Annotated in this window: 17 protein-coding genes and 2 pseudogenes; 5 read left to right on the top strand and 14 right to left on the bottom strand. The window is 69.9% G+C overall.

The genetic code is table 11. The features are described 5' to 3' along the window. Positions 1–4: 4 nt before the first annotated feature. The 9 genes from gabT to NAG42_RS12085 all read right to left on the bottom strand — a co-directional run bounded on the left by gabT (position 5) and on the right by NAG42_RS12085 (position 11,415). On the bottom strand, positions 5–1,297 hold the full coding sequence (gene gabT, locus NAG42_RS12045) for a 4-aminobutyrate--2-oxoglutarate transaminase (protein WP_250030300.1): 1,293 nt from the start codon (positions 1,295–1,297) through the stop codon (positions 5–7). Between the two features lie 91 nt (positions 1,298–1,388). Beyond that, on the bottom strand, positions 1,389–2,756 hold the full coding sequence (locus NAG42_RS12050; RefSeq protein ID WP_250030301.1) for an NAD(P)/FAD-dependent oxidoreductase: 1,368 nt from the start codon (positions 2,754–2,756) through the stop codon (positions 1,389–1,391). A 6-nt stretch (positions 2,757–2,762) separates the two neighbouring features. Beyond that, entirely contained in the window at positions 2,763–3,620 is an 858-nt protein-coding gene (locus NAG42_RS12055) for an ABC transporter permease (RefSeq protein WP_250030302.1), read from the bottom strand. Continuing rightward, a complete protein-coding gene (locus NAG42_RS12060; protein WP_250030303.1) occupies positions 3,617–4,480 on the bottom strand; it encodes an ABC transporter permease in 864 nt (287 codons plus the stop codon). The genes NAG42_RS12055 and NAG42_RS12060 overlap by 4 nt, the downstream gene beginning before the upstream one ends. Position 4,481: 1 nt before the next feature. After that, positions 4,482–5,735 carry a polyamine ABC transporter substrate-binding protein gene (locus NAG42_RS12065; protein ID WP_250030304.1) on the bottom strand — a complete coding sequence of 418 codons (1,254 nt, stop codon included), beginning with the start codon at positions 5,733–5,735 and terminating at the stop codon, positions 4,482–4,484. A 1-nt stretch (position 5,736) separates the two neighbouring features. Next, positions 5,737–6,891, bottom strand: coding sequence for an ABC transporter ATP-binding protein (locus tag NAG42_RS12070; RefSeq protein ID WP_250030305.1), 1,155 nt, complete (start codon positions 6,889–6,891; stop codon positions 5,737–5,739). 31 nt (positions 6,892–6,922) lie between these two features. Next, a complete protein-coding gene (locus NAG42_RS12075) occupies positions 6,923–8,362 on the bottom strand; it encodes a gamma-aminobutyraldehyde dehydrogenase (protein ID WP_250030306.1) in 1,440 nt (479 codons plus the stop codon). Positions 8,363–8,521: 159 nt separating this feature from the next. Further along, a complete protein-coding gene (locus NAG42_RS12080; RefSeq protein ID WP_438872392.1) occupies positions 8,522–9,877 on the bottom strand; it encodes an aspartate aminotransferase family protein in 1,356 nt (451 codons plus the stop codon). Positions 9,878–9,927: 50 nt separating this feature from the next. Continuing rightward, the gene (locus NAG42_RS12085; protein WP_250030307.1) at positions 9,928–11,415 is read right to left on the bottom strand and encodes a CoA-acylating methylmalonate-semialdehyde dehydrogenase; all 1,488 of its coding nucleotides are present in this window, start codon (positions 11,413–11,415) and stop codon (positions 9,928–9,930) included. Between the two features lie 58 nt (positions 11,416–11,473). Here NAG42_RS12085 and NAG42_RS12090 point away from each other — a divergent pair, with 58 nt between their 5' ends. Together NAG42_RS12090 and NAG42_RS12095 are read left to right on the top strand one after the other, a co-directional pair. Beyond that, positions 11,474–12,802 carry an aminotransferase class I/II-fold pyridoxal phosphate-dependent enzyme gene (locus NAG42_RS12090; protein WP_250030308.1) on the top strand — a complete coding sequence of 443 codons (1,329 nt, stop codon included), beginning with the start codon at positions 11,474–11,476 and terminating at the stop codon, positions 12,800–12,802. A gap of 26 nt (positions 12,803–12,828) precedes the next feature. Further along, complete coding sequence (locus NAG42_RS12095; protein WP_250030309.1) at positions 12,829–13,425, top strand: Uma2 family endonuclease; 597 nt, start codon at positions 12,829–12,831, stop codon at positions 13,423–13,425. A 38-nt stretch (positions 13,426–13,463) separates the two neighbouring features. Here NAG42_RS12095 and NAG42_RS12100 read toward each other — a convergent pair whose 3' ends face one another. Further along, positions 13,464–13,601, bottom strand: a complete 138-nt coding sequence (locus tag NAG42_RS12100; RefSeq protein ID WP_250030310.1) for an RICIN domain-containing protein — start codon at positions 13,599–13,601, stop codon at positions 13,464–13,466. Between the two features lie 80 nt (positions 13,602–13,681). After that, positions 13,682–14,188, bottom strand: a pseudogene (locus tag NAG42_RS45305) (trypsin-like serine protease); the annotation flags it as partial. 585 nt (positions 14,189–14,773) lie between these two features. Here NAG42_RS45305 and NAG42_RS12105 point away from each other — a divergent pair. After that, positions 14,774–15,370, top strand: coding sequence for a hypothetical protein (locus NAG42_RS12105; protein WP_250030311.1), 597 nt, complete (start codon positions 14,774–14,776; stop codon positions 15,368–15,370). Between the two features lie 336 nt (positions 15,371–15,706). Then, a complete protein-coding gene (locus NAG42_RS12110; protein WP_250030312.1) occupies positions 15,707–16,273 on the top strand; it encodes a Uma2 family endonuclease in 567 nt (188 codons plus the stop codon). Positions 16,274–16,453: 180 nt separating this feature from the next. Here the strand turns inward: NAG42_RS12110 and NAG42_RS12115 are convergent, their stop codons facing one another. Next, complete coding sequence (locus tag NAG42_RS12115; protein WP_250030313.1) at positions 16,454–17,011, bottom strand: hypothetical protein; 558 nt, start codon at positions 17,009–17,011, stop codon at positions 16,454–16,456. Positions 17,012–17,240: 229 nt separating this feature from the next. Beyond that, entirely contained in the window at positions 17,241–19,514 is a 2,274-nt protein-coding gene (locus NAG42_RS12120) for a serine/threonine-protein kinase (protein WP_250030314.1), read from the bottom strand. Between the two features lie 132 nt (positions 19,515–19,646). Between NAG42_RS12120 and NAG42_RS12125 the strand changes: the two genes are divergently transcribed. Continuing rightward, positions 19,647–20,687, top strand: coding sequence for a LacI family DNA-binding transcriptional regulator (locus tag NAG42_RS12125; RefSeq protein WP_250030315.1), 1,041 nt, complete (start codon positions 19,647–19,649; stop codon positions 20,685–20,687). Here NAG42_RS12125 and NAG42_RS12130 read toward each other — a convergent pair. After that, positions 20,652–20,896, bottom strand: a pseudogene (locus NAG42_RS12130) (carbohydrate ABC transporter permease); the annotation flags it as partial. The gene NAG42_RS12125 and the pseudogene NAG42_RS12130 overlap by 36 nt on opposite strands.

Raw genomic sequence — 20,896 nt, forward strand, 5'->3', positions numbered from 1 at the left:
ACGATCAGAGGGTTGTGGCGAAGGCTTGTTCGAGGAGGCTGAGGCCGCGGTCGAGCTCCTCGTCGGAGATGACCAGCGGCGGCAGCAGGCGGATCACGTTGCCGTAGGTGCCGCAGGTGAGCAGCAGCAGGCCCAGCTCGTGCGCCGCCTTGGCCACCGCGGCGGTCAGGACGGGGTCGGGGGCCGGGCCGGCCGCACCGTCCTCGCCGGGTATCACGACCTCGACGGCCAGCATCGCGCCGCGGCCGCGCACCTCGCCGATCGACGGGTGCTTGGCGGCCAGCGCCTCGAGCCGGGGCCGGGCGACCGACTCGATGCGGCGGGCGGCCGCGGCCAGGTCGAGCTCGCGCATCGTCTCGATCGAGGCGAGCGCGGCGGCGCAGGCGATCGGATTCCCGCCGTACGTCCCGCCGAGTCCACCGGGGTGGACGGCGTCCATGATCTCGGCCCGGCCGGTCACCGCGGCCAGCGGCAGGCCGCCGGCGATGCCCTTGGCCGTCGTGATCAGATCCGGCTCGATGCCCTCGTGCTCGCAGGCGAACCACGATCCGGTGCGGCAGAAGCCGGTCTGGATCTCGTCGGCGATGAACACCGCGCCGGCCGCCTTGCTCCACGCCGCGATCGCCGGCAGGAAGCCCTCGGCGGGCACGATGAACCCGCCCTCACCCTGGATCGGCTCGATCAGCACGGCCGCGACGTTGCTCGCGCCGACCGTCTTCTCGATCTGACCCAGCGCGTACGCCGCCGCCTCGGCCCCGCCGCGGCCGTCGCGCAGCGGATAGGACATCGGGAAGCGGTAGATCTCGCCGGCGAACGGGCCGAAGCCCTGCTTGTAGGGCATCACCTTGGCGGTCAGCGCCATCGTCAGGTTGGTGCGGCCGTGGTAGGCGTGGTCGAACACGACGATCGCCGGGCGCCCGGTGGCGTGCCGGGCGATCTTCACCGCGTTCTCGACCGCCTCGGCGCCCGAGTTGAACAGCGCCGACCGCTTCTCGAAGCTGCCGGGCGTGAGCACCGCCAGCTCCTCGCAGACCGCCACGTACTGCTCGTACGGCGCGACCATGAAGCAGGTGTGGGTGAACCGCTCGACCTGGGCCTTCACCGCCTCGACGACCCGGGGCGCGGCGTTGCCGACGTTGGCCACGGCGATGCCGGCGGCGAAGTCGATCCACTCGCGGCCGTCCACATCGGTCATCGTGCCGCCGGCGGCCGTGCTCACGTAGGACGGGATGGTGCTGCTGACCCCGCGCGCGACGACGGCGGACCGGCGCTTGTGCAACTCGGCCGACGAGGGCATAACTCAACTCCTTCAGGCTTCAGGACCCGATCATTCCACTGATTCCGTGGGACACAAGAGCCCAGACAACTATTTCCGTGTTGCGTGAGCTTCACGAATCGAAGCCCAGACCGACCTTGTCGAGCGTGCGCAGCCACAGGTTGCGCCGGCCCTGGTCACGGTCCGCGTTGGCGATCGACCAGCGGGTGAGCTGGATGACGCCGGAGCGCACCGGCTCGGGCGGGAACGGGATCGGCTTGCTGCGCACCATCTTGAGCGAGGTGCGTTCGGTGCGCTCACCGGAGAGAAGGTCGAGCATCACGTTCGCGCCGAACCGGGTCGCGCCCACGCCGAGTCCGGTGTAGCCGACCGCGTAGGCCAGCTTGCCACCGTGGGCGGTGCCGAAGAAGCTGCTGAACCGGCTGCAGGTGTCGATCACGCCGCCCCACTGGTGGGTGAAGCGAAGGCCCTCGAGCTGCGGGAAGGTCTCGAAGAAGTGCTCGGCCAGCACCTGGAAGGTGGCCTGGCGCTGGTCGTACTCGGGGACGATCCGCCCGCCGTTGTAGTAGACGGCGTCGTAGCCACCCCACAGGATCCGGTTGTCCGCGCTCAACCGGTAGTAGTGGAACTGGTTGCCGGCGTCGCCGATGCCCTGCCGGTGCCGCCAGCCGATCGAGGCCAGTTGCGACGGTGACAACGGCTCGGTCATGAGCACGTAGTCGTACACGGGAACCACGAAGTGTCCGAGCCGGCGCAGCAGCCGGCCGTGCGCCCCGGTGGCCAGCGCGACCCGTCCCGCGTCGATCCGCCCGCGCCCGGTGTGCAGCCGCAGCCCGGCGCCCTGGGACGTGATGCGCTCGACCGGCGACTGCTCGTAGACGCGCACCCCGAGTGACAGGCAGGCCTCGCGCAGGCCCCAGACCAGACGCGCCGGGTCGACCATCGCGCACCCGTCCCGGTCCCAGACCCCACCGACGTACGTGGGTGAGTCGACCTCGGCCCGGATCTGCTCGCGATCGAGGAAGCCCTCGCCCCGGCGCAGCTCACCCAGCTGCCAATCGGCCGTGGCGACGTGCAGCTCACCCGTACGGGAGAAATCGCAGTCGATGCCGTAGCGCGCGACCGTCGCGCCGATCTCGTCGAGATTGGCCTGGCCGAGGCGCTCCAGCACGGGCATCTCGCCCGGGAAGCGGCTCATGCCGTTGTCGTGGCCGTGGGTGAGCGAGGCGGCGCAGAACCCGCCGTTGCGACCCGAGGCCGCCCAGCCGGCGGTGCCCGCCTCGATCACCACCACGTCGCGGGCCGGGTCACGTTCCTTGGCCATCAGGGCGGTCCACAACCCGCTGTAGCCGGCGCCGACGACCGCGAGATCCGCGGTGCCGGCGCCGTCCAGCGGGTCGGCGGGGGCCGGAGCCCCGGCCTGGGAGAGCCAGTAGGGCTCAGTGAGTGCGTCCTGCAGAGCATCCGTCGGAGATGCCACCAGATATCAAGCCCGCTTACCCTGTCGCGATGAACGGATGTTGGCGATCACGGCGCCCAGGACGCCGATCGCGAAGATGAGCGTGCCCATGACGTTGACCTGCGGCGGGATGCCGACGCGGGTGGCTCCCCAGATCCACAGCGGGAACGTCTTGGTGGTGCCCGCCGTGAACGCGGTGACGATGAAGTCGTCGATCGAGAGCGCGAACGCCAGCAGCACGCCGGAGAACACGGCCGGCAGGATGATCGGGAAGGTGACCTTCCAGAACGTGACCCAGCCGGTCGCGCCCAGGTCGGACGCGGCCTCCTCGATCGAGCGGTCCAGGGTCATCACCCGGGCCCGGACGACGACGGCCACGAACGAGATCGAGAACATCACGTGCGCGATCGTGATCGTGACCGGCCCCAGGCCGGCTCCGGCCGAGACGAACAGGCTGAGCAGCGACGCACCCATGATCAGCTCGGGCGAGGACATCGTGGCGAACATGATCAGGTTGAGCGAGCCGGACCCGGTGAAACGGTAGCGGCCCAGCGCGTAACCGATACCCGTACCGAGGGCGCCGGCCAGCAGGGCCGACACGACCGCGATGACGAGCGACGTGATCAGGGCACTGGTCAGGTCCGAGTACTCGAACAGCCGCCCGTACCACTTGAAGGTGAAGCCGTCCCAGGTCTGGTTGTAGCGGCCCGGTGTGTCGTTGAAGCCGAACGCGATCATGACCGCGATCGGCACGATCAGCCAGCCGATGATCAGCCAGGTGTACGCGTGGAGCAGGCCGCCGCCGGTGATGCGGCGCTTGGGCTTGAGCTGCGCCGCATCGTCCGTGCCGGAGGATTGCGGCCGCTGCAGGGTCGACGCCGTCATCGCGCGGCCACCTTCATGACGTCCTCGGTGCCGAGGATCCGGGCGTACGTGAAGACGCCGATCAACAGCACCAGCATCAGCACGAAGGAGAGTGCCGAGGCCGTCGGATAGTCGGAGTTGTCGAGGAACTGGGCCTGGATGACCTGCCCGATCATCGTCGTGTCGGAACTGCCCAGCACCTCGGAGTTGACGAAGTCGGAGCTGGCCGGCACGAACGTCATCAGCACGCCGGCGAACACGCCGGGCAGGGCCAGCGGGAAGATCACCCGCCGGAACGTGGTGATCGGGTTGGCGTAGAGGTCACGGGCCGCCTCGACCACGCGCGGGTCGATGCGCTCCAGCGCCACATAGATCGGCAGCACCATGAAGGGCAGGAAGTTGTAGACCAGCCCGCCGATCACCGCGAACGGTGTGCCGAGGATGTGGAACGACTGGCCGATCAGACCGGCGTCGCGTAACGGGGACAGCAGCGGACCCTCGTCGGTCAGGATCTGCCGCCACGAGATCGTGCGCAGTACGAACGAGACGAAGAACGGCAGCAGGACCAGGAAGAGGTACGTCGACTTCCGGCGCCCGCCGTAGAAGGCGATCCAGAACGCGATCGGGAACGCCATGGCGATCAGCACGATGGTCGTGATGGCGCCGTAGATCAGCGACCGGTAGATCTGGGTCTGATAGGCCGAAATCGCTTCCGTGTACGTCTGCCAGTGCCCGGTGAACTGATAGCCGTGGACGATGTCGCCCTCCTGGAGGGAGAGCGACAACATCGCGACCATCGGCACCGCGAAGAAGATCAGCAACCAGATCCCGCCGGGGAGAACCAGCAGGTAGGGAGCGATCTGTCGTTTGACGCGGTTCATATCATCCCAGCACGATCGGCTCGAAGGTCTTCTGGAACTTCTGCTGCTCGCTCGTGGCCTCGAACGCGACGTAGTAGTGCAGCTTGGCGTACTCGGCGGCGGTGGGGAAGACGAGCTTGCTGTCCGCCACCGCGAGCAGCGCCTCCTTGTCGTCACCGGTGAGCTTGGCGGCCCGCGACCGCATGTCGGCCTGGGCGGCCGGCACCGGGCACACGTAGTTGATGTACTCGGCCAGCGTCGAGGCGTTCGCGACCTCGTAGAAGAAGTCCATCGCCATGATGGCGTCGACCGGGCTCTTGGCGGTGATCGGGATCGTGAAGTTGTCGGTCCAGATCGTGCCGCCCTCTTCCGGAATGATGAACTTGAAGTTCCGGTTGTCCGACAGGTTCTTCTGGAAGACGTCGCCCGACCAGGCCTGGGTCGCCCAGACCTCACCCGTGCCCAGGGCGTCGATGTAGCCCTGGTCGTAGTAGTTGCGGACGTAGCCGTCGGCCTTCTGCTTCTTGAGCTCGGTGGCCGCCTTCTCCCAGTCGTCCTCGGTGGACTCGGCCGGGTTGACACCAGCCTTGAGGAGCCCGAAGTTGCCAAGCTCCTGGATGTCGGAGAACATGCCGACCTTGCCCTTGAGCTTCGGGTTGTTCCACAGGTCGGCCAGCCCGGTGATCGGGCCGGTCTTGCTCTCGTCGTAGGCGATGCCGGTCATGCCCGAGGCCCACGGGATGCTGTACGCGTTGCCCGGGTCGAAGGCTTCCTTCTTGTACGCGGCGCCGGCGTTCTTGGCGAAGTTCGGCAGCTTCGAGTGGTCGAGCGGGGCCAGGAAGCCCGAGTCACGGAACTGCGTGAACTGGAAGCTGTTGGTGATGACCATCAGGTCGAACCCGATGGACTGGCCGGCCGACAGCTGCGGCTGCACCTTGGCGAACCAGGGGCCCATCTCCTGGATGACTTCCTGGTAGTTCACCTTGATGCCGGTCTTGGCGGTGAACTTCTTGAGCTCGGGCTTCTTCGGGTCCATGTAGAGCGGCCAGCCGGCGAAGTTGAGCGTGCCGGTCTTGGTCTTGCCGGCCCAGAACTTGGCCACGGCGTCGGGCTCGGCGCTGGCCGGAGCCTGCGTGCCCTGGCCCTGCACGCCGCAGGCGGCGAGGGCGGCGCCCATGCCGGCCAGGCCGGAGAGCCGGAGCGCGTCGCGACGGCCGAAGCGGCGCTGGGTGAGGCCGCGAAGCAGGGTGGGGTCGGACATATTCGACGCAGACATCTCAGTCTCCGATCAGGTATGAGTGCTGGGGGGCCCAGGTGAGATACACCCGGTCACCGCGATCCGCAAGATCGTCGGCGTTCGAAGCATTTTGATCGAAGACTGTGAAATCCGCGCCTGCCGCTGTCGCCACGGTGTAATTCGTTGAGGTTCCGTGATAAACGACCTCGGTCACTGTCCCGGACAGGACGCTGCCACCGGTCGACTGCACGGGCGGGACGCCGCGGTGCAAGTCGATCTTTTCCGGACGGATCGACACCTCGAGCTTGTCGCCCTGCCGCACCGGCGACCCGGCCGGGACGACGACCCGGTCCTGAGTGGTGTAGCTGAGCAGGGCCAGCCCGCCCTCGACCCGGTCGACGTGACCCTCCACGATGTTCGACGTGCCGATGAAGCCGGCCACGAACCGCGACGCCGGGCGCTCGTAGATCTGGCGAGGCGAGCCGAGCTGCTCGATGACGCCGGCGTTCATCACCGCGATCCGGTCCGACATCGTCAGCGCCTCGCCCTGGTCGTGGGTGACGTAGACGAAGGTGATGCCGACCTCGCGCTGGATGCGCTTGAGCTCGATCTGCATCTGCTGGCGCAGCTTGAGGTCGAGCGCGCCCAGCGGCTCGTCCAGCAGCAGGGCCCGCGGGCGGTTGACCAGGGCCCGGGCCAGGGCGACCCGCTGCTGCTGGCCGCCCGACATCTCCTTGGGCGAGCGCTTCTCCATGCCGGTCAGCGACACGATCTCGAGGATCTCGCCGACCCGGCGGTTGATCTCGCTCTTGGCGACCTTCTTGCGCTCCAGGCCGAAGGCGACGTTCTGGTGCGTGTTGAGGTGGGGGAAGAGCGCGTACGACTGGAAGACCATGTTGACGTCGCGCTTGTTGGCCGAGACCCCGGTGACGTCCTCACCGTCCAGATAGACCTTGCCGGCGGTGGGCTCCTCGAAGCCGGCGATCATCCGCATGGTGGTGGTCTTGCCGCAGCCGGACGGGCCCAGCAGCGAGAAGAACTCCCCCTGGGCGATCGCGAGGTCGGTGCGCTTGACGGCGGGCACCGTCTCGCCGTGCGACAGGTAGTTCTTGTTCACGCCGACGAACTCGATCGCCGGCGCGCCGGCCGCCGGTGACGTCCGGGCGCGTACCGCGCTGTGCTGGGGGGTGGTCATCGGGGCTGTCCTCTTCGCGGTGGGGTGTCTATCAACTGCCGAGGTAGCTCATGACGTGCTTGATGCGGGTGTACTCCTCGAACCCGTACATGGACAGGTCCTTGCCGTAGCCGGAGTGGCCGAAGCCGCCGTGCGGCATCTCCGACACGAACGGCAGATGAGTATTGATCCAGACGGCGCCGAAGTCGAGCCGCCGGGAGACCCGCATCGCGCGGCCGTGGTTCTGGGTCCAGACGCTCGCGCTCAATCCGAACCGGACGTCGTTGGCCCAGCGGACCGCCTCGCCCTCGTCGTCGAACCGCTGCACGGTGATGACCGGGCCGAACACCTCGTCCTGGACCATCTCGTCGCGCTGCCGCAGACCGGACACGACGGTCGGCTCGAGGAAGTAGCCGCGCTCGCCGATCCGCTTGCCGCCGGCCACGATGCTCGCGTGCTCGGGCGTACGGTCGAGGAAGCCCTGCACGCGGGCGAGCTGACCGGCGTTGTTGACCGGGCCGAAGAACGCGTCCGTGTCCTGCGGCGAGCCGACCTTGGTGCCCCGGGCCGCCTCGGCCAGGGCGTCGGTGAAGTCGGCGGCGACGCGGCCGTGCACGAGCACCCGGGTGGCCGCGGTGCAGTCCTGCCCGGCGTTGAAATAGCCGGCCCCGGCGATCGCCTGCGCGGTGGCGGCGATGTCGGCGTCGTCGAACACGATGACCGGCGCCTTGCCGCCCAGCTCGAGATGCGCCCGCTTGAGGTCGGCGGCGGCCGAGACCGCCACCTCCATGCCGGCCCGGGTCGACCCGGTGATCGAGACGAGCTGCGGCGCCGGGTGGGCGACCAGCGCCCGGCCGGTGTCCCGGTTGCCGCAGACCACGTTGAGCACGCCCGGGGGCAGGAACTCGGCGGCGATCTCGGCCAGCAGCAGGGTCGACACCGGGGTGGTGTCGGACGGCTTGAGTACGACCGAGTTGCCGGCCGCGATGGCCGGCGCGAACTTCCACACCGCCATGACCATCGGATAGTTCCACGGGGTGATCTGCGCGCACACGCCGATCGGCTCGCGCCGCACATAGGACGTGTGGTCGCGCAGATACTCCCCGGCCGACTTGCCCTCCAGGATGCGCGCCGCGCCCGCGAAGAAGCGCAGCTCGTCCAGGAGCGGTCCCATCTCCTCGGCCCGGGTCGCCTCGACCGGCTTGCCGGTGTTGCGGCACTCGGCCTCGATGATCTCGTCGGCGCGCGCCTCGATCGCGTCGGCGATCCGCAGCATCGCCCGCTGGCGCTCGGCCGGGGTGGCGTCGCGCCAGGCCTCGAAGCCGGCGTCGGCCGCGGTCATCGCCGCGTTCACATCCTGCTCGGCGGAGACCGGCGCGAGCGCATAGGCCTCACCGGTGCTGGGGTCGATCACCTCGGAGGTGGCCCCGTCCACGGTGCCGGCGTAGTCACCACCGACGAAATTGCGCAGAACAGGCAACGCGGCACTCACGAAATACGACCTCCCGTAGCGGGCTGGTGACAGCTCCCACACGAACGACTGCGAGACCTTGACACACGCGAAGGACTGAAGACAAGGGAATCCGAAACTAATTTCCAAAGCCGAAACGGAATCGGGGCCCGACCGGCGTTCGGGCCACGTAATCCTGTGTCAACCCGCGTAATACCGGTCGGCCACCGAGAGCGCCGCGTCGAGGATCGACAACCCTTCCCGCACCTCGTCGGCCGTGACCGTGCAGGGCGGCGCGACATGTACCCGGTTGAAATGGGTGAACGGCCACAGGCCACGCTCCTTGCACGCCGCGGCCAGCTCGGTCATCGGCCCGGCGGCGGCACCCGCGGCGTTGAACGGCACCAACGGCTCGCGGGTCCGCCGGTCCCGGACGAGCTCGATCGCCCAGAAGACGCCGAGCCCCCGGACCTCGCCGACGCTGGGATGCTTCTCGGCCAGCTCGGCCAGGCCGGGCGCGATCACGTCGTCGCCGATCGCCCGGGCGTGCTCGACGATCCCCTCGTCCTTGAAGATCTCGATCGAGGCGACGGCCGAGGCGCAGGCCAGCGGGTGACCCGAATAGGTCAGGCCGCCCGGGAACGGCCGCTCCCGGAACGTCTCGGCGATCTCGTCGGAGATGATCACGCCGCCGAGCGGCAGGTAACCCGAGTTGACGCCCTTGGCAAAGGTGATCAGATCGGGCGCGACACCCCACCGGTCGACCGCGAACCACTCACCGCACCGCCCGAAGCCGGCCATCACCTCGTCGGCGATGAAGACGATCCCGTACGCGTCGCAGATCTCCCGCACGCCCTGCAGATAGCCCGGCGGCGGCACCAGGATGCCGTTGGTGCCGACCACGGTCTCGATCAGCACGGCGGCGATCGTGGTGGCCCCCTCGAAGACGATCGTGTCTCGCAGGTGCCGCAGGGCCCGCTCGGTCTCCTGCTCGGGGGTCTCGGAATAGAACGGCGACCGGTAGGGGTACGGGCCCCAGAAATGCACCAGGCCGACGGCGGTGTTCTCGTTGGCCCAGCGGCGCGGGTCGCCGGTCGCCGCGATCGCGGTCGTCGTGCCGCCGTGATAGCTGCGGTAGGCCGACAGCACCTTCTGCCGGCCGGTGTGACCGCGGGCCAGGCGGATGGCGTTCTCGTTGGCCTCGGCCCCGCCGTTGGTGAAGAAGACCTTGTTGAGGTCGGGCGGGGCGAGCTCGGCGATCAGGCGGGCCGCCTCGCCGCGCTTGTCGTTGGCGAATGCGGGTTGGATCGTGCAGAGCCTGGCCGCCTGCTCCTGGATGGCCGCGACGAGTCTCGGGTGCTGGTGTCCGATGTTGACGTTGACCAGCTGCGACGAGAAGTCCAGATATTTCGTATTTTCGTAATCCCAGAAGTAGCTGCCGCTCGCCCCGGCGATCGGCACGGGGTTGAGGGCCCCCTGGGCCGACCAGGAGTGGAAGACGTGGGCGCGGTCGTCCGCCCTCACCTCGGCCGCCGTCATCGGCTCCTGGCCGCTCATCGGCTCTTGGCCGCTCATCGGTTTTTGGCCGCTCATCGGTTCTTGGCCGCTCATCGGTTCGTCGGGAAGCCGAGGTCCACCGATGACGTGCCCGGGTCGGGCCAGCGGGAGGTGACGACCTTGGAGCGGGTGAAGAAGTGGATGCCGTCCGGGCCGTACATGTGGGTGTCGCCGAACAGCGACGCCTTCCAGCCGCCGAAGGAGTAATAGGCCACCGGCACCGGGATCGGCACGTTGACGCCGACCATGCCCGCGTCGACGTCGAACTGGAACTGCCGGGCGGCGCCGCCGTCGCGGGTGAAGATGGCGGTCCCGTTGCCGTACTCGTTGTCGTTGATCAGGGCCAGCCCTTCCGCGTACGTCTCGGCCCGCACCACCGCGAGCACCGGGCCGAAGATCTCGTCCGCGTAGACGTCCATGTCGGGCTTGACGTTGTCGAGCAGCGTGACGCCGAGGAAGTAGCCGTCGCCCGGAACCTCGGCCTCCCGGCCGTCGGCCACCACGGTCGCGCCCTCCTCGGCACCCCGGGCGATGTAGCCGGCCACCTTCTCCCGATGCTGAGCGGTGATCAGCGGTCCCATCTGCGACTCGGGGTCGGTGCCGTCACCGATCCGCAGCTTGGGCAGGCGGGCGGCGATCGCGTCGACCAGCGGGCCGGCGATGTCGCCGACGGCCACGACCACCGAGACGGCCATGCAGCGCTCGCCGGCCGAGCCGTAGGCGGCGTTGACCGCGGCGTCGGCGGCCGCGTCGAGTTCGGCGTCGGGCAGCACCAGCATGTGGTTCTTGGCGCCACCGAGGGCCTGCACACGCTTGCCGTGCGCGGTGCCGGTCTCGTAGATGTACTTGGCGATCGGGGTCGAGCCGACGAAGCTGACCGCGGCGATGCCGGGGTGGGTGAGGATCGCGTCGACCGCCTCCTTGTCGCCGTTGACGACCGTGAAGACGCCCTCGGGCAGACCGGCGTCCTTCCACAGCCGGGCCAGGAACAGCGCCGCCGACGGGTCCTTCTCGCTCGGCTTGAGGACGAAGGCGTTGCCGGCCGCGATCGCCGTGGTGCACATCCACAGCGGCACCATCGCCGGGAAGTTGAACGGGGTGATGCCGGCGACGACACCGAGCGGCTGCTTGATCGAATAGACGTCGACCCCGGTCGCCGCCTGCTCCGAGAACGAGCCCTTCATCAGGTGCGGGATGCCGGTGGCGAACTCGGCGTTCTCCAGGCCGCGGGCCACCTCGCCGGCCGCGTCGGACAGGACCTTGCCGTGCTCGCTGGTGATGACCGCGGCGAGGTCGCCGGACTGCGCGGCGAGCAGCTCGCGGAACTTGAACAGCACCGTGGACCGCTTGGCCAGCGACGCCGACCGCCAGGCCCGGGCGGCCTCCTGGGCGACGGCGACGGCCTGGGCGACCTCGTCGGCCGAGGCGAGGTCGACCTCGGCGGTCTGCTCGCCGGTGGCGGGGTTGAAGACGGGGCCGACCCGGCCCGAGGAGCCGGGGCGCTCCGCGCCGCCGATCCAGTGCGCGATTCGATTCATGGCCAGAGATTACGTACCACCTCTGGACCGAACAATGCTTGAAACGTACTGTCACAAAGTGCTCTCGGAGGTCAGCTCACGACTCGTCGATGTGTCCGCCCGCGGCCTGGCCGAGGCCGTGGGCCGCGCGGTCGGCGACGGCGCGCTGCCCGCGGGCAGCAAGCTTCCGCCCGTCCGCCGGGTGGCCGCCGAGCTGCACATGTCACCCACCACGGTCAGCGCAGCCTGGCAGCTCCTGCGCCGCTCCGGCACCATCCGGACCGACGGACGTCGCGGCACGGTCGTCGCGTCGTCGCGAGCCGACGGGCCGGGCCGCTACCGCGCGGCCCTGCGCGGCCGCTCCGGTTTCGCGTTGGATCTGTCCACCGGCGTACCCGATCCGCTGTTGCTCCCGGCTCTGCCCGCGCTGGCCGGCCTCTCCCCCGCGCCCACCAGCTATCTCGACGAGCCGGTGCTTCCCGAGCTGGCGGCACTTCTGCGGGACAACTGGCCCTACGCCGCCGACCGCCTGGCCGTCTTCGACGGCGCGATGGACGCGATCGACCACGTGGCGTCCCACCTGCTCCGGATCGGCGACCGGGCGGTGGTCGAGAACCCGTGCTTCCCGCCGCTGCTCGACCTGCTCGAGTCCCTGGGCGTCCAGCCCGTCCCGGCCGGCACCGACGCCGAGGGCATGCTCCCCGCCGCGCTGCAGTCGGCCCTGGCCCAGCGCCCCACCGCCGTCTTCCTCCAGCCCCGAGCCCTCAACCCCACCGGCGCGTCGTGGTCACCCGGCCGAGCCACGTCGCTGGCGGCCGTGCTGGCCCAGACCCCCCAGGTGTACGCCGTGGAGGACGACTCGGCGGGCGACGTCTCCTCGGCCCCGTTGCACTCCCTGGGGGCCCACCTGCCGCGGCAGACGATCCACGTCCGGAGCTTCTCCAAGTCGCACGGCCCCGACCTGCGCCTGGCCGCCGTCTCCGCCCCCGCCGCGGTCCTCGACCCCATCCTCGAACGCCGCCTGCTGGGTCAGGGCTGGACCAGCCGCCTGCTCCAGCACCTGCTGCTGACGCTCCTGACCGACCCGGCGTCGATCGCCGCGGTTCGCACCGCCAAGGTCGAGTACGCCCGCCGCCGCCATCTGGTGGTGTCGGCCCTGCGCCGGCTCGGCCTGGCTCTGCCGCCCGGCGACGGCCTCAACGTGTGGCTCCCGGTCATCGACGAGCAGGCCGCTCTCATTTCGCTGGCCAGCAACGGCATAGCCGCCGCGGCCGGCACGGCCTTCACCGTCACCCCGACCGCGCCCCACCTGCGCCTGACGGCCGGGCTGATCGCCACCGACCACGACGCCATCGCCACCCATCTGGCTGAGGCCGCGCGCACACCCTCCCTCGCCGTGGCTCGGTGACGACTTGACGGGTGACATCTAGGCATGTGACGATCTATCGCATGAGCCCATGCGACACTTTGCCCATGACGGAGGCGAAGCTCGATCGTCCCGATCCGTGGACGGAGACGGAGTACCTGGCGCTCGGCGAGACCAAGAGCCGGATCGAGCTGGTAAACGGGGGGCTGCTGGTGAGCCCAGCACCGGACAGAGCGCATCAGGACATCAATTTCCAGCTCATGCGACTCCTGTATGACCCCGCGATGTCGGCCGGCCTGCGCGCCTTCCACGAGTCGAACATCCGGCTGGCCTCGAATCAGATTCTCATTCCCGACCTGATCGTCGGGCGCATGAGCCGCCAAGGCAGCGTGTGCGACGCGTCCGAGGTGGTGCTGGTCGGCGAAATTCTTTCGCCGAGTACCGCACCCGTCGACCGAGTCCTCAAGAGGCAGCTCTACGCCGCCGCCAAGGTCGACTGGTATCTCCTGGTCGAGCCCGACATGAAGACCTACGAGTCAGTCACTCTGCGGCTGCTCCGACGCCAGGACAACGACTACGAGGAGGCCGCGGTGGCCGAGCCGGGCGAGACACTCAAGTCCGACGAACCGTTCCCGCTGGCGATCCCCACCGCGGCGCTCCTCTGACGTTCGGGTGGGCGGTTGCGTCACCCCCGCCCACCTGCTCAACTCTTGGCGCCGGTCCGCCAGTCCTGGTCGGCGTTGGCGCTGCAGTTCCACTGCAGCACGAACGTGCCGTCCGCGGTCCGGCCGCCCGGAAGCGCCAGGCGGTGCCCGCTGCGGTCGTTGCGGATCTCGGACATGGGCGTTGGCGCGCGGGTTGATCTGCCAGTCCTGGTCGGCGGCGCCGCTGCAACCTCACTGGACACCCGGGGCCGCCCGCGTCACCCGGGAAGGGACCGACCTGGTCAGGTCCGGCGCCGGCGATGGCGAAGACGCCGTCGCCCGGGCCGGCCACCGTGAACGAGCCGAGATGCAGCCGGCGCGGCACCCATTCGTCACCGGTGCGGCCGAAGCCGAGCACCGAGATGGCCTGCTCGTCCACCGGCGCACCGGCGACCGGAACCGGAGTGACCCCGGTGACGTCGGCGGCCGGCTCGACGAGGGCGAGGTCCCCGCTGGGATGCGCCACGACGCGTACGGCTGGGACCCGGAACCCGGCTGGATCGCTCAGATCCAGCCGCCCGACGGTCACGGTCGTCGCCGTAGCAGGCGGAGCCGATCGCTCGAAGCAGGCCTTCGCACTGATCACCCAGCGCGGCGCGACCAAGACCCCGTGCAGGCCCGCCCGAATCCCGGCAGCCCGACCTCCACCTTGGCCAGGAACCGAGAGGTCTCCCCAGCCGGCACTTCCCCGCCGACCGCACCCGCGAAGGCCACCCCAGCCCACCGCTTGATCTCGCCGTGCCCCGCTCCCCCGCCGCCCAGCCCGCTGCTCGACCGCGCCGCGCCCCGCTCACCCGCTGCTCGGCCTCGCCTCCCTCGCGATCCCGTCGTCATTTGACGCCGCTCCGCGCGGGCCGCGTACATGCGGTCTCTGGCCGACGGCACAGCGGTCGCCATCCGAGACCGGATCGCGTCCTGGCCGGGCGCCCTCGGATGTCCGGGCCAGGAGTTGTTCTTCTGGGGGTTCAGCGGCCCGGCGGCGCTCTCCTACACCGCACCGTCCCGAGCCCGCGGACGTGCACCGGCGGATGAGCCCCCAGCACCACGGCGCTGTCATTCCGCTCCGGCGGAGCATCGGTTTTCCGAACCCTGTCTCGCGTCCTGAGCTCCCGCAAACGCCTGACCTGCGGCGATCCGCCTTCATCGCGGCTCTCGACGGGGGCGGACCACGGAGGACCTCGGCCGAACGGTGGCCCCGCCGACGGTCGAACCGGCGAAGAGGGTAGCCGTCAGGACGACTTCCGATGTGGGGTTTATTGGGTTTTCCATCCCGTAAGACGCCATACAACCCAGTACGGGAGGAATTGCAATGAATAAGCTCACCCGCGCCGTAACCCTGGGAGGGTTCGGCGTACTCACCGCCCTGACCGTCGGCATGGGCCCGGCCCAGGCCGCCCCGGCCGCGCCCGCCGCCCCGGAGAGCAAGACCACGGCCAGCCAGAACGTGTGGCGGGGCGAGAGCCAGATCGTCGGCTTCTACCGGACGCTGGGCGCCTGCGAGCTGGCCGGCCAGTACGGTGAGCGGGCCGGCGCCTGGGACGACCACGACTGCACCATCACGCGCGTCGGCGCGCGTCGGGGCGCGTGGGCCCTCGAGGTCGTCGACTACGACAACTGGGGCTCGCTCGGCTTCAACCGGCCGTTCCAGGTCGTCCGTGGCTTCCCGACCCAGTTCCGCCCCGTGTGGGCGGGCCAGTTCCGTCCGGGTCGGCCGGGTCAGTTCCGGTTCTACCGGCCGGGCTCGCACCGCAACGACTGGATGCGGGACCGGGACCGTCGCCACCACCACGGCCGCGACTGGGACCACGACCGTCGCGACGGTCGTGACAACGACGGCCGTGGCCGTGGCAACGACGGCCGTGGCGGCCGTGGCGGCAACGACGGCCCGGGCCGCGGCCGGGGCTGACACATCGGTCTGCCTGAAGGCCATCGCGGCCCCAACGAGCCAGAGGTTGGGCACGCAGCCTTCGGACTGATGGGAACACTGTAAGGAAGTGAGTTCTATCGCGCGACCTTTGTGCTGATCGGTGTCTTTGAAATCCGTGGGCCGTCGGACGAACGTTTCGTCCGGCGGCCCACGGACTTTCTCCCGTTCCGCTCGCCGCCGCTCGCCGCCCAATGCTCGCCGCTCGCCGCTTGCCGCGCCTCGACGCCCACCGACCGCACTGAACATCGGCGTCTGCGACCACCCTCCGATGCACAGCCGTTGACATACGTCACCTAGTCGCTTGACACTTGGCGTGTGACGGACAACGATCAGCAGCGCCGCGGTGAGCCGTGGGCGGAGACGGCCCTGTTGGCTCCCGGCGAGGTGGGTTATCGGCTCGGGACCACTGACGGGCAAGTGATGCCGAGCCCGGTGCCGACGGTGCCGCACCAGAGCGTCGCCCACCTGCTGGTGCGGGCGCTTCGCACGTCGGCTCGCAAGGCGGGCCTGGGCGCGCACGGGGCGGTGCTGCTGCGACTCGGCCCCGATCGGCTGCTCGTGCCGGATCTGGTGGTCGCTCGAGTTGATCGGCTGGCCGCCTGCGCCGAAGCAGCCGACACGGTGCTGGTCGGCGAGATCAGCCGTCCTGGCACCGACTACGCCGGAACCCCGAGCCGGATCGAGCACTACGCCGCCGCGGGCATCCCCTGGTTCCTCCTCACCCAGCCCGAGTCGGCCGAACACAGGGAAATCAGCGTGCGACTCTTCCGCCTGCAGGGCAACCGCTACCTCGAGCGCACCTCAGCCGGTAGCGGCCAGATCCTGACCACCAAAGAGCCGTTCCCCTTCCGCATCCGCACCGCCGATCTGGTCGTCTTCTGACAGCCCTTGGCAGCCATGCACCTCGCACTGCCTTTCAAGCCTCCACTCCGGTCGGTTCACAGAGGCACGTCGACCTGCCGCACCCAGCTCGCCGTGCTCGCACGGCCCTCAACGTCGGATCGCTGTCGACGGACCGCAGGCTGCCTCCACCCGCCGCTCCGCACGACCCCGGCGGCACTCTCAGCCCCTCTGCACGATCCGGGACGCCACGATGGGCGCTGCTGCGGGGACGGCGAAAGTGAACAGGAGGACGACGAGCTCCTCGCCCACCGAATAGTCCTCGACGAAGACTCCGATCAGCAGGTTGACGACTTGCAGGGCCAGCCAGACCGGGAGGAAGACCGCCACGGCTGTGCGCAGCGCTGTCTCTTTGGTGGCATGCGGGATCAGCAATCCGGCCAGCAGGGCGATCACGGCCCAGAGGGCCACGCCGGCCACGATGAACCAGAGAAGCCGGACGTCACCGAGTGGCGGCCCATCCGGCCAGATCCACCACGCGACCCCGGCGGCCAGGGCCGGCACACCGAACACCGGCAGCAAAACCATGGCCTCCTCACCCGGCCGGTAGCCGGCCGAGAAAACGCCGATGCCCGCGTTGACGACGGACAACGCCAGCCACAGCGGCGTGAAGACGCCGAACGCGACCGCGCCGGGCGCCTCGGCGGCGAACAGTTTCGTCAGCAGCAGGACCGAGCCGGCCAGCAAGATACCGGCCACCACGAACCGGGGTAACCGCACGGCAATCACCTCGCAGAACATCCGATGAGGGGCCGAAGTCTGCCACTCATCGGCCGCCGCGGAGGCGCCTGTGGATAACCCCGGCCGCCACCTTTCTCGGCTGTGGACAACGGATTCCGCCGCCTCGAAAGAGCGGTAGCGTCGCCTCTGTCCACGGTTGGCGAAGGTCCGGCAAGGAGGAAAAGGATGATGCGCGGAGCGGGCGGGGGCCACCTCTCGGCAGCGGTGGTCAGGAGGCGGGGCGGAAGCTGTCGAAGACCAGTTGCAGGTCGTCGCGGTAACGGGACCAGTCCGCATCGCGGGTCTGCCAATAGAAGCCGTAGGCCTGTTTGTCGGAGGTGATGACACCGCGGTTGTTGACGTGCTGGCGGACGCCGTTGCGGGTGAACGTGAACTCCCAGTCGGCGGCCTTGCGGAAGTAGTCGGTCTCGCGGATGTGGATCTCGCGGTAGGACGGGAAGTCGCCGCGGGAGACGCGGTACTCGGACTTGCCCTGCCAGTCGGCCACAGGGTTGGCGACCGGTTTCTTGGTCTGGTCGATGCCGAGGACGCGATTGGTGCTGCTGTCGCGGAAGTACACGATGGAACCCTCGCGGGAGCGGGTCCACCCTTCGGGGACGTAGACGGCGAAGCCGGTCCTGTCCCGGTAGTCGCGCCACCCGTCGGGCAGCCCGGGGAGACCGGCGCCGGATCCCGTGCCGCCGCCGTCGTCGTCGCCGGTGGGAGGAGGCGCCGCCGGCGACGTGGCGGTGGCGGCAGCTGAGGTTTCGGGAGACGTGGACGATCCGGACGACGCCTGCCCCGGGTCGGACGACGGCTCACCGGGCGCCGAGGCGGCCGGGGCGCCGGCGTTGGTGTCCGGCTCGCCGTCCGACCCGGATCTGGTCACGCCCCAGAAGACCGCGCCTCCGATCAGGGCGACCACAGCGGCGGCGATAAGGAGCCACCGCCGGGCCGGGGATGCGGCCGGCCGCTGTTCCGTGTCGGGCGCGGCGGGAATCGCCCGGCCTCGGGGACGCGGCGGGGCTTCGCCGGGGGACGGCGAACGCTGCGGGGGCACGAACGGGGGCGGCGGCTCGATCGGCGCGGCTCGATCGGCGACGGGCGTTCGTCTGCCGGCAGAGGCAGCAGCCGCAACGCCGCCGGGCGGGGCGGCGGCAGGCGCGGCCGGGGCAGGCGCGGCCGGGGCAGGCGCGGCGGCAGGCGCAGCAGCGGCAGGTGTGGCGGCGGCACGCGCAGCGGCAGGTGTGGGGGCGGAAGGCGCAACGGGGGCTGGCGCAGCAGACGTCGGCGCCGTAGCGGCGGGCGCGGCGGACGTGGACACCGCGGCGGCTGGTTCAGCGGATGTGGACGCCGCAGCGGCGGTAGCGGGTGCCTCGGCGGCGGGCGCGGCGGATGCGGGTGCTTCGGCTACTGCTGGTGCAGCGGACCCGGGTGCCTCGGCTGCTTGTGCGGCGAGCACGGGAGCAGCGGACGCGGGTGCCTCGGCTGCTTGTGCGGCGGGCGCGGGAGCAGCGGATGCGGGCGCAGCAGCTGCAGGTGCGGCGACTGCAGGTGCGGCGACTGCAGGTGCGGGGGCAGCGGCGGCCGGAGCGGCGGGGGCGGGGGTGTCGCGTACGGGAAGTTGGTCTGTGGGTTTGGGGGTGGCGGGTAGGGATTCGGTGGTGGCGGCCTCGGGGACCAGGGCGTGGCCGTAGGCGCCGGAGGCTGCTTCGCGGAGTAGGTGTTCGGTCTCGGTTGCGTTGATCCGGTCCTGGGGATCCTTGCGGAGCAAGCCGCGGAGTACCGGCTCCAGCGGGCCGGCCTGGGTCGGCGGGTCGGGTTCGTCGGCGGCGAGCGCGGTCAGGGTGGCCAGCGCCGACGTCCGGTGGAAGGGTGAGTGGCCCTCGACGGCCGCGTAGAGCGTGGCGCCCAGTGACCACAGGTCCGACTTCATACCGGCCGTGCCGTGCCGGGCCCGCTCGGGCGACATGTATTCGGGGGAACCGATCAGGACGTCGGACGTGCTGATCTGGCTGTCGCCCTCGATGGTGGCGATGCCGAAGTCGGTGAGCAGCACCCGGCCGTCGTCGGCCAGCAGGACGTTGGCCGGTTTCACGTCGCGGTGGTCGACGCCGGCCGCGTGGGCGGCGCGCAGGGCGGCCAGCAGGTCCAGGCCGATGCGGGCGACCCGGCGCGGTTCCAGCGGGCCGGACGACTTGAGCACCTCGTGCAGGGACCGGGACGGCACGTAGGCCATGACGATCCAGGCCCGGCCGTCCACGTCGAGCACGTCGAAGACCTGCACCACGTTGGGGTGGCCGAGCCGGGCCGCGGCGCGCGCCTCGCGGAGCGTACGGCGGTGGACCACATTGCGATCGTGGGCTTGCACGTCGTGGGGGATCAGCACTTCCTTGACCGCGACGTCGCGCTGCAGGACTTCGTCGCGGGCGAGCCAGACCTTGCCCATCCCGCCTGCGCCCAGGAGCTCGCCCAAGCGGTAACGACCGGCGATGAGAGGCATGTGAGGGCCCTTACCCGGCTGCCGCCGAGATCAGACGTGTGCACGTGGCCTTATCGACCGCGAGATGTGTAATACTTCCGGAACTCCGAGACGAAAGTTTCGGTGTGATCGTGGGGCAGCGGAGGAGAGACGATGGCCGTGACGGGTAGGCGAGTCACTATCGCGACCATTGCCGAGGCGGCCGGGGTCTCCGTGCCCACGGTGTCGCGGGTGCTCAATGGCCGTACGGATGTCTCCCCGGAGACCCGGGACCGCATCGAGCACCTGCTCCGAGAGCACGACTACCGCCCTCGAAACTCTCGCCAGCCGCTCCGCGCGGGGCTCATCGACCTGGTTTTCCACGATCTTGACAGTCCGTGGGCGGTCGAGCTGATCCGCGGCGTCGAGGAGGTCTGCCACTCGGCCGGCGTCGGCACGGTGATCTCCGCCGTTCACCGGCGCACCGCGTCGACCCGCCAGTGGCTGCAGAATTTGCGGTCGCGTCAGTCCGACGGCGTCATCCTGGTGATCTCGGACGGGGCGGGCCCGGTCTACACCGAGCTGCACCGGCTCAACGTGCCGATGGTGATCATCGATCCGGCCGGCGGTGCCGCCTCGGATGTGCCGACCATAGGGGCCACCAACTGGTCGGGCGGCCGCAGCGCCACCGAGCACCTGATCTCGCTGGGCCACCGGCGCATCGGGCTCATCGAGGGCCCGCGAAATCTGCTGTGCAGCCGGGCCCGTCTCGACGGCTACCGCGCGGCGCTCGAGTCGGCCGGTCTGCGGGTCGACCGGCGGCTGATCGAGCCGGGCGACTTCAGTCATGAGGGCGGCTTCGCGGCGGCCGAGCGGCTGCTCGACCGGGAGGACCCGCCGACCGCCATCTTCGCGTCGAGCGACCAGATGGCGCTGGGCGTTTATGAGGCGGCCCGGCTCAAGGGCATCCGGGTGCCCGATGACCTGAGCGTGGTCGGCTTCGACGACCTGCCGGAGGCCCGCTGGTCCTCGCCGCCGCTGACCACCGTACGGCAGCCTCTGGCCGACATGGGCGGGCTCGCCGCACGGACGGTCTTGCGACTGTCGCGCGGCGAGCCCATCGAGACTCCCCGGGTGGAGCTGGCGACCGAGCTGGTCGTCCGCGAGTCCTCCCGGAAACTACTTGCCGAAACCGGCCGTCAGTCCACTGAGTAGCTGCCGGCGGCCGATGGCGTAGAGCAGGACGATCGGGACGGTGGTCAGCACGACCGAGGCCGCGATGGCCGGGATGTTGACGCCGAACTGGCCTTGGAAGGCGGCCAGGGCGAGCGGGATGGTGCGCTGCTCGGGGCTCTGGGTCAGCACCAGGGGCAGCAGGAAGCCGTTCCAGATGCCCAGTCCGTTGTAGATGACCACGGTGACCA

Origin of the sequence: Paractinoplanes maris, assembly GCF_023544465.1 — a bacterium.
Taxonomy (GTDB): domain Bacteria; phylum Actinomycetota; class Actinomycetes; order Mycobacteriales; family Micromonosporaceae; genus Actinoplanes; species Actinoplanes maris.

Coding starts and splice junctions, on each gene's coding strand:
- gabT (WP_250030300.1), bottom strand. CDS start 1,297: ATGCCCTCGTCGGCCGAGTTGCACAAGCGCCGGTCCGCCGTCGTCGCG.
- NAG42_RS12055 (WP_250030302.1), bottom strand. CDS start 3,620: ATGACGGCGTCGACCCTGCAGCGGCCGCAATCCTCCGGCACGGACGAT.
- NAG42_RS12060 (WP_250030303.1), bottom strand. CDS start 4,480: ATGAACCGCGTCAAACGACAGATCGCTCCCTACCTGCTGGTTCTCCCC.
- NAG42_RS12065 (WP_250030304.1), bottom strand. CDS start 5,735: ATGTCTGCGTCGAATATGTCCGACCCCACCCTGCTTCGCGGCCTCACC.
- NAG42_RS12070 (WP_250030305.1), bottom strand. CDS start 6,891: ATGACCACCCCCCAGCACAGCGCGGTACGCGCCCGGACGTCACCGGCG.
- NAG42_RS12080 (WP_438872392.1), bottom strand. CDS start 9,877: ATGAGCGGCCAGGAGCCGATGACGGCGGCCGAGGTGAGGGCGGACGAC.
- NAG42_RS12085 (WP_250030307.1), bottom strand. CDS start 11,415: ATGAATCGAATCGCGCACTGGATCGGCGGCGCGGAGCGCCCCGGCTCC.
- NAG42_RS12100 (WP_250030310.1), bottom strand. CDS start 13,601: ATGTCCGAGATCCGCAACGACCGCAGCGGGCACCGCCTGGCGCTTCCG.
- NAG42_RS12105 (WP_250030311.1), top strand. CDS start 14,774: ATGAATAAGCTCACCCGCGCCGTAACCCTGGGAGGGTTCGGCGTACTC.
- NAG42_RS12120 (WP_250030314.1), bottom strand. CDS start 19,514: ATGCCTCTCATCGCCGGTCGTTACCGCTTGGGCGAGCTCCTGGGCGCA.
- NAG42_RS12125 (WP_250030315.1), top strand. CDS start 19,647: ATGGCCGTGACGGGTAGGCGAGTCACTATCGCGACCATTGCCGAGGCG.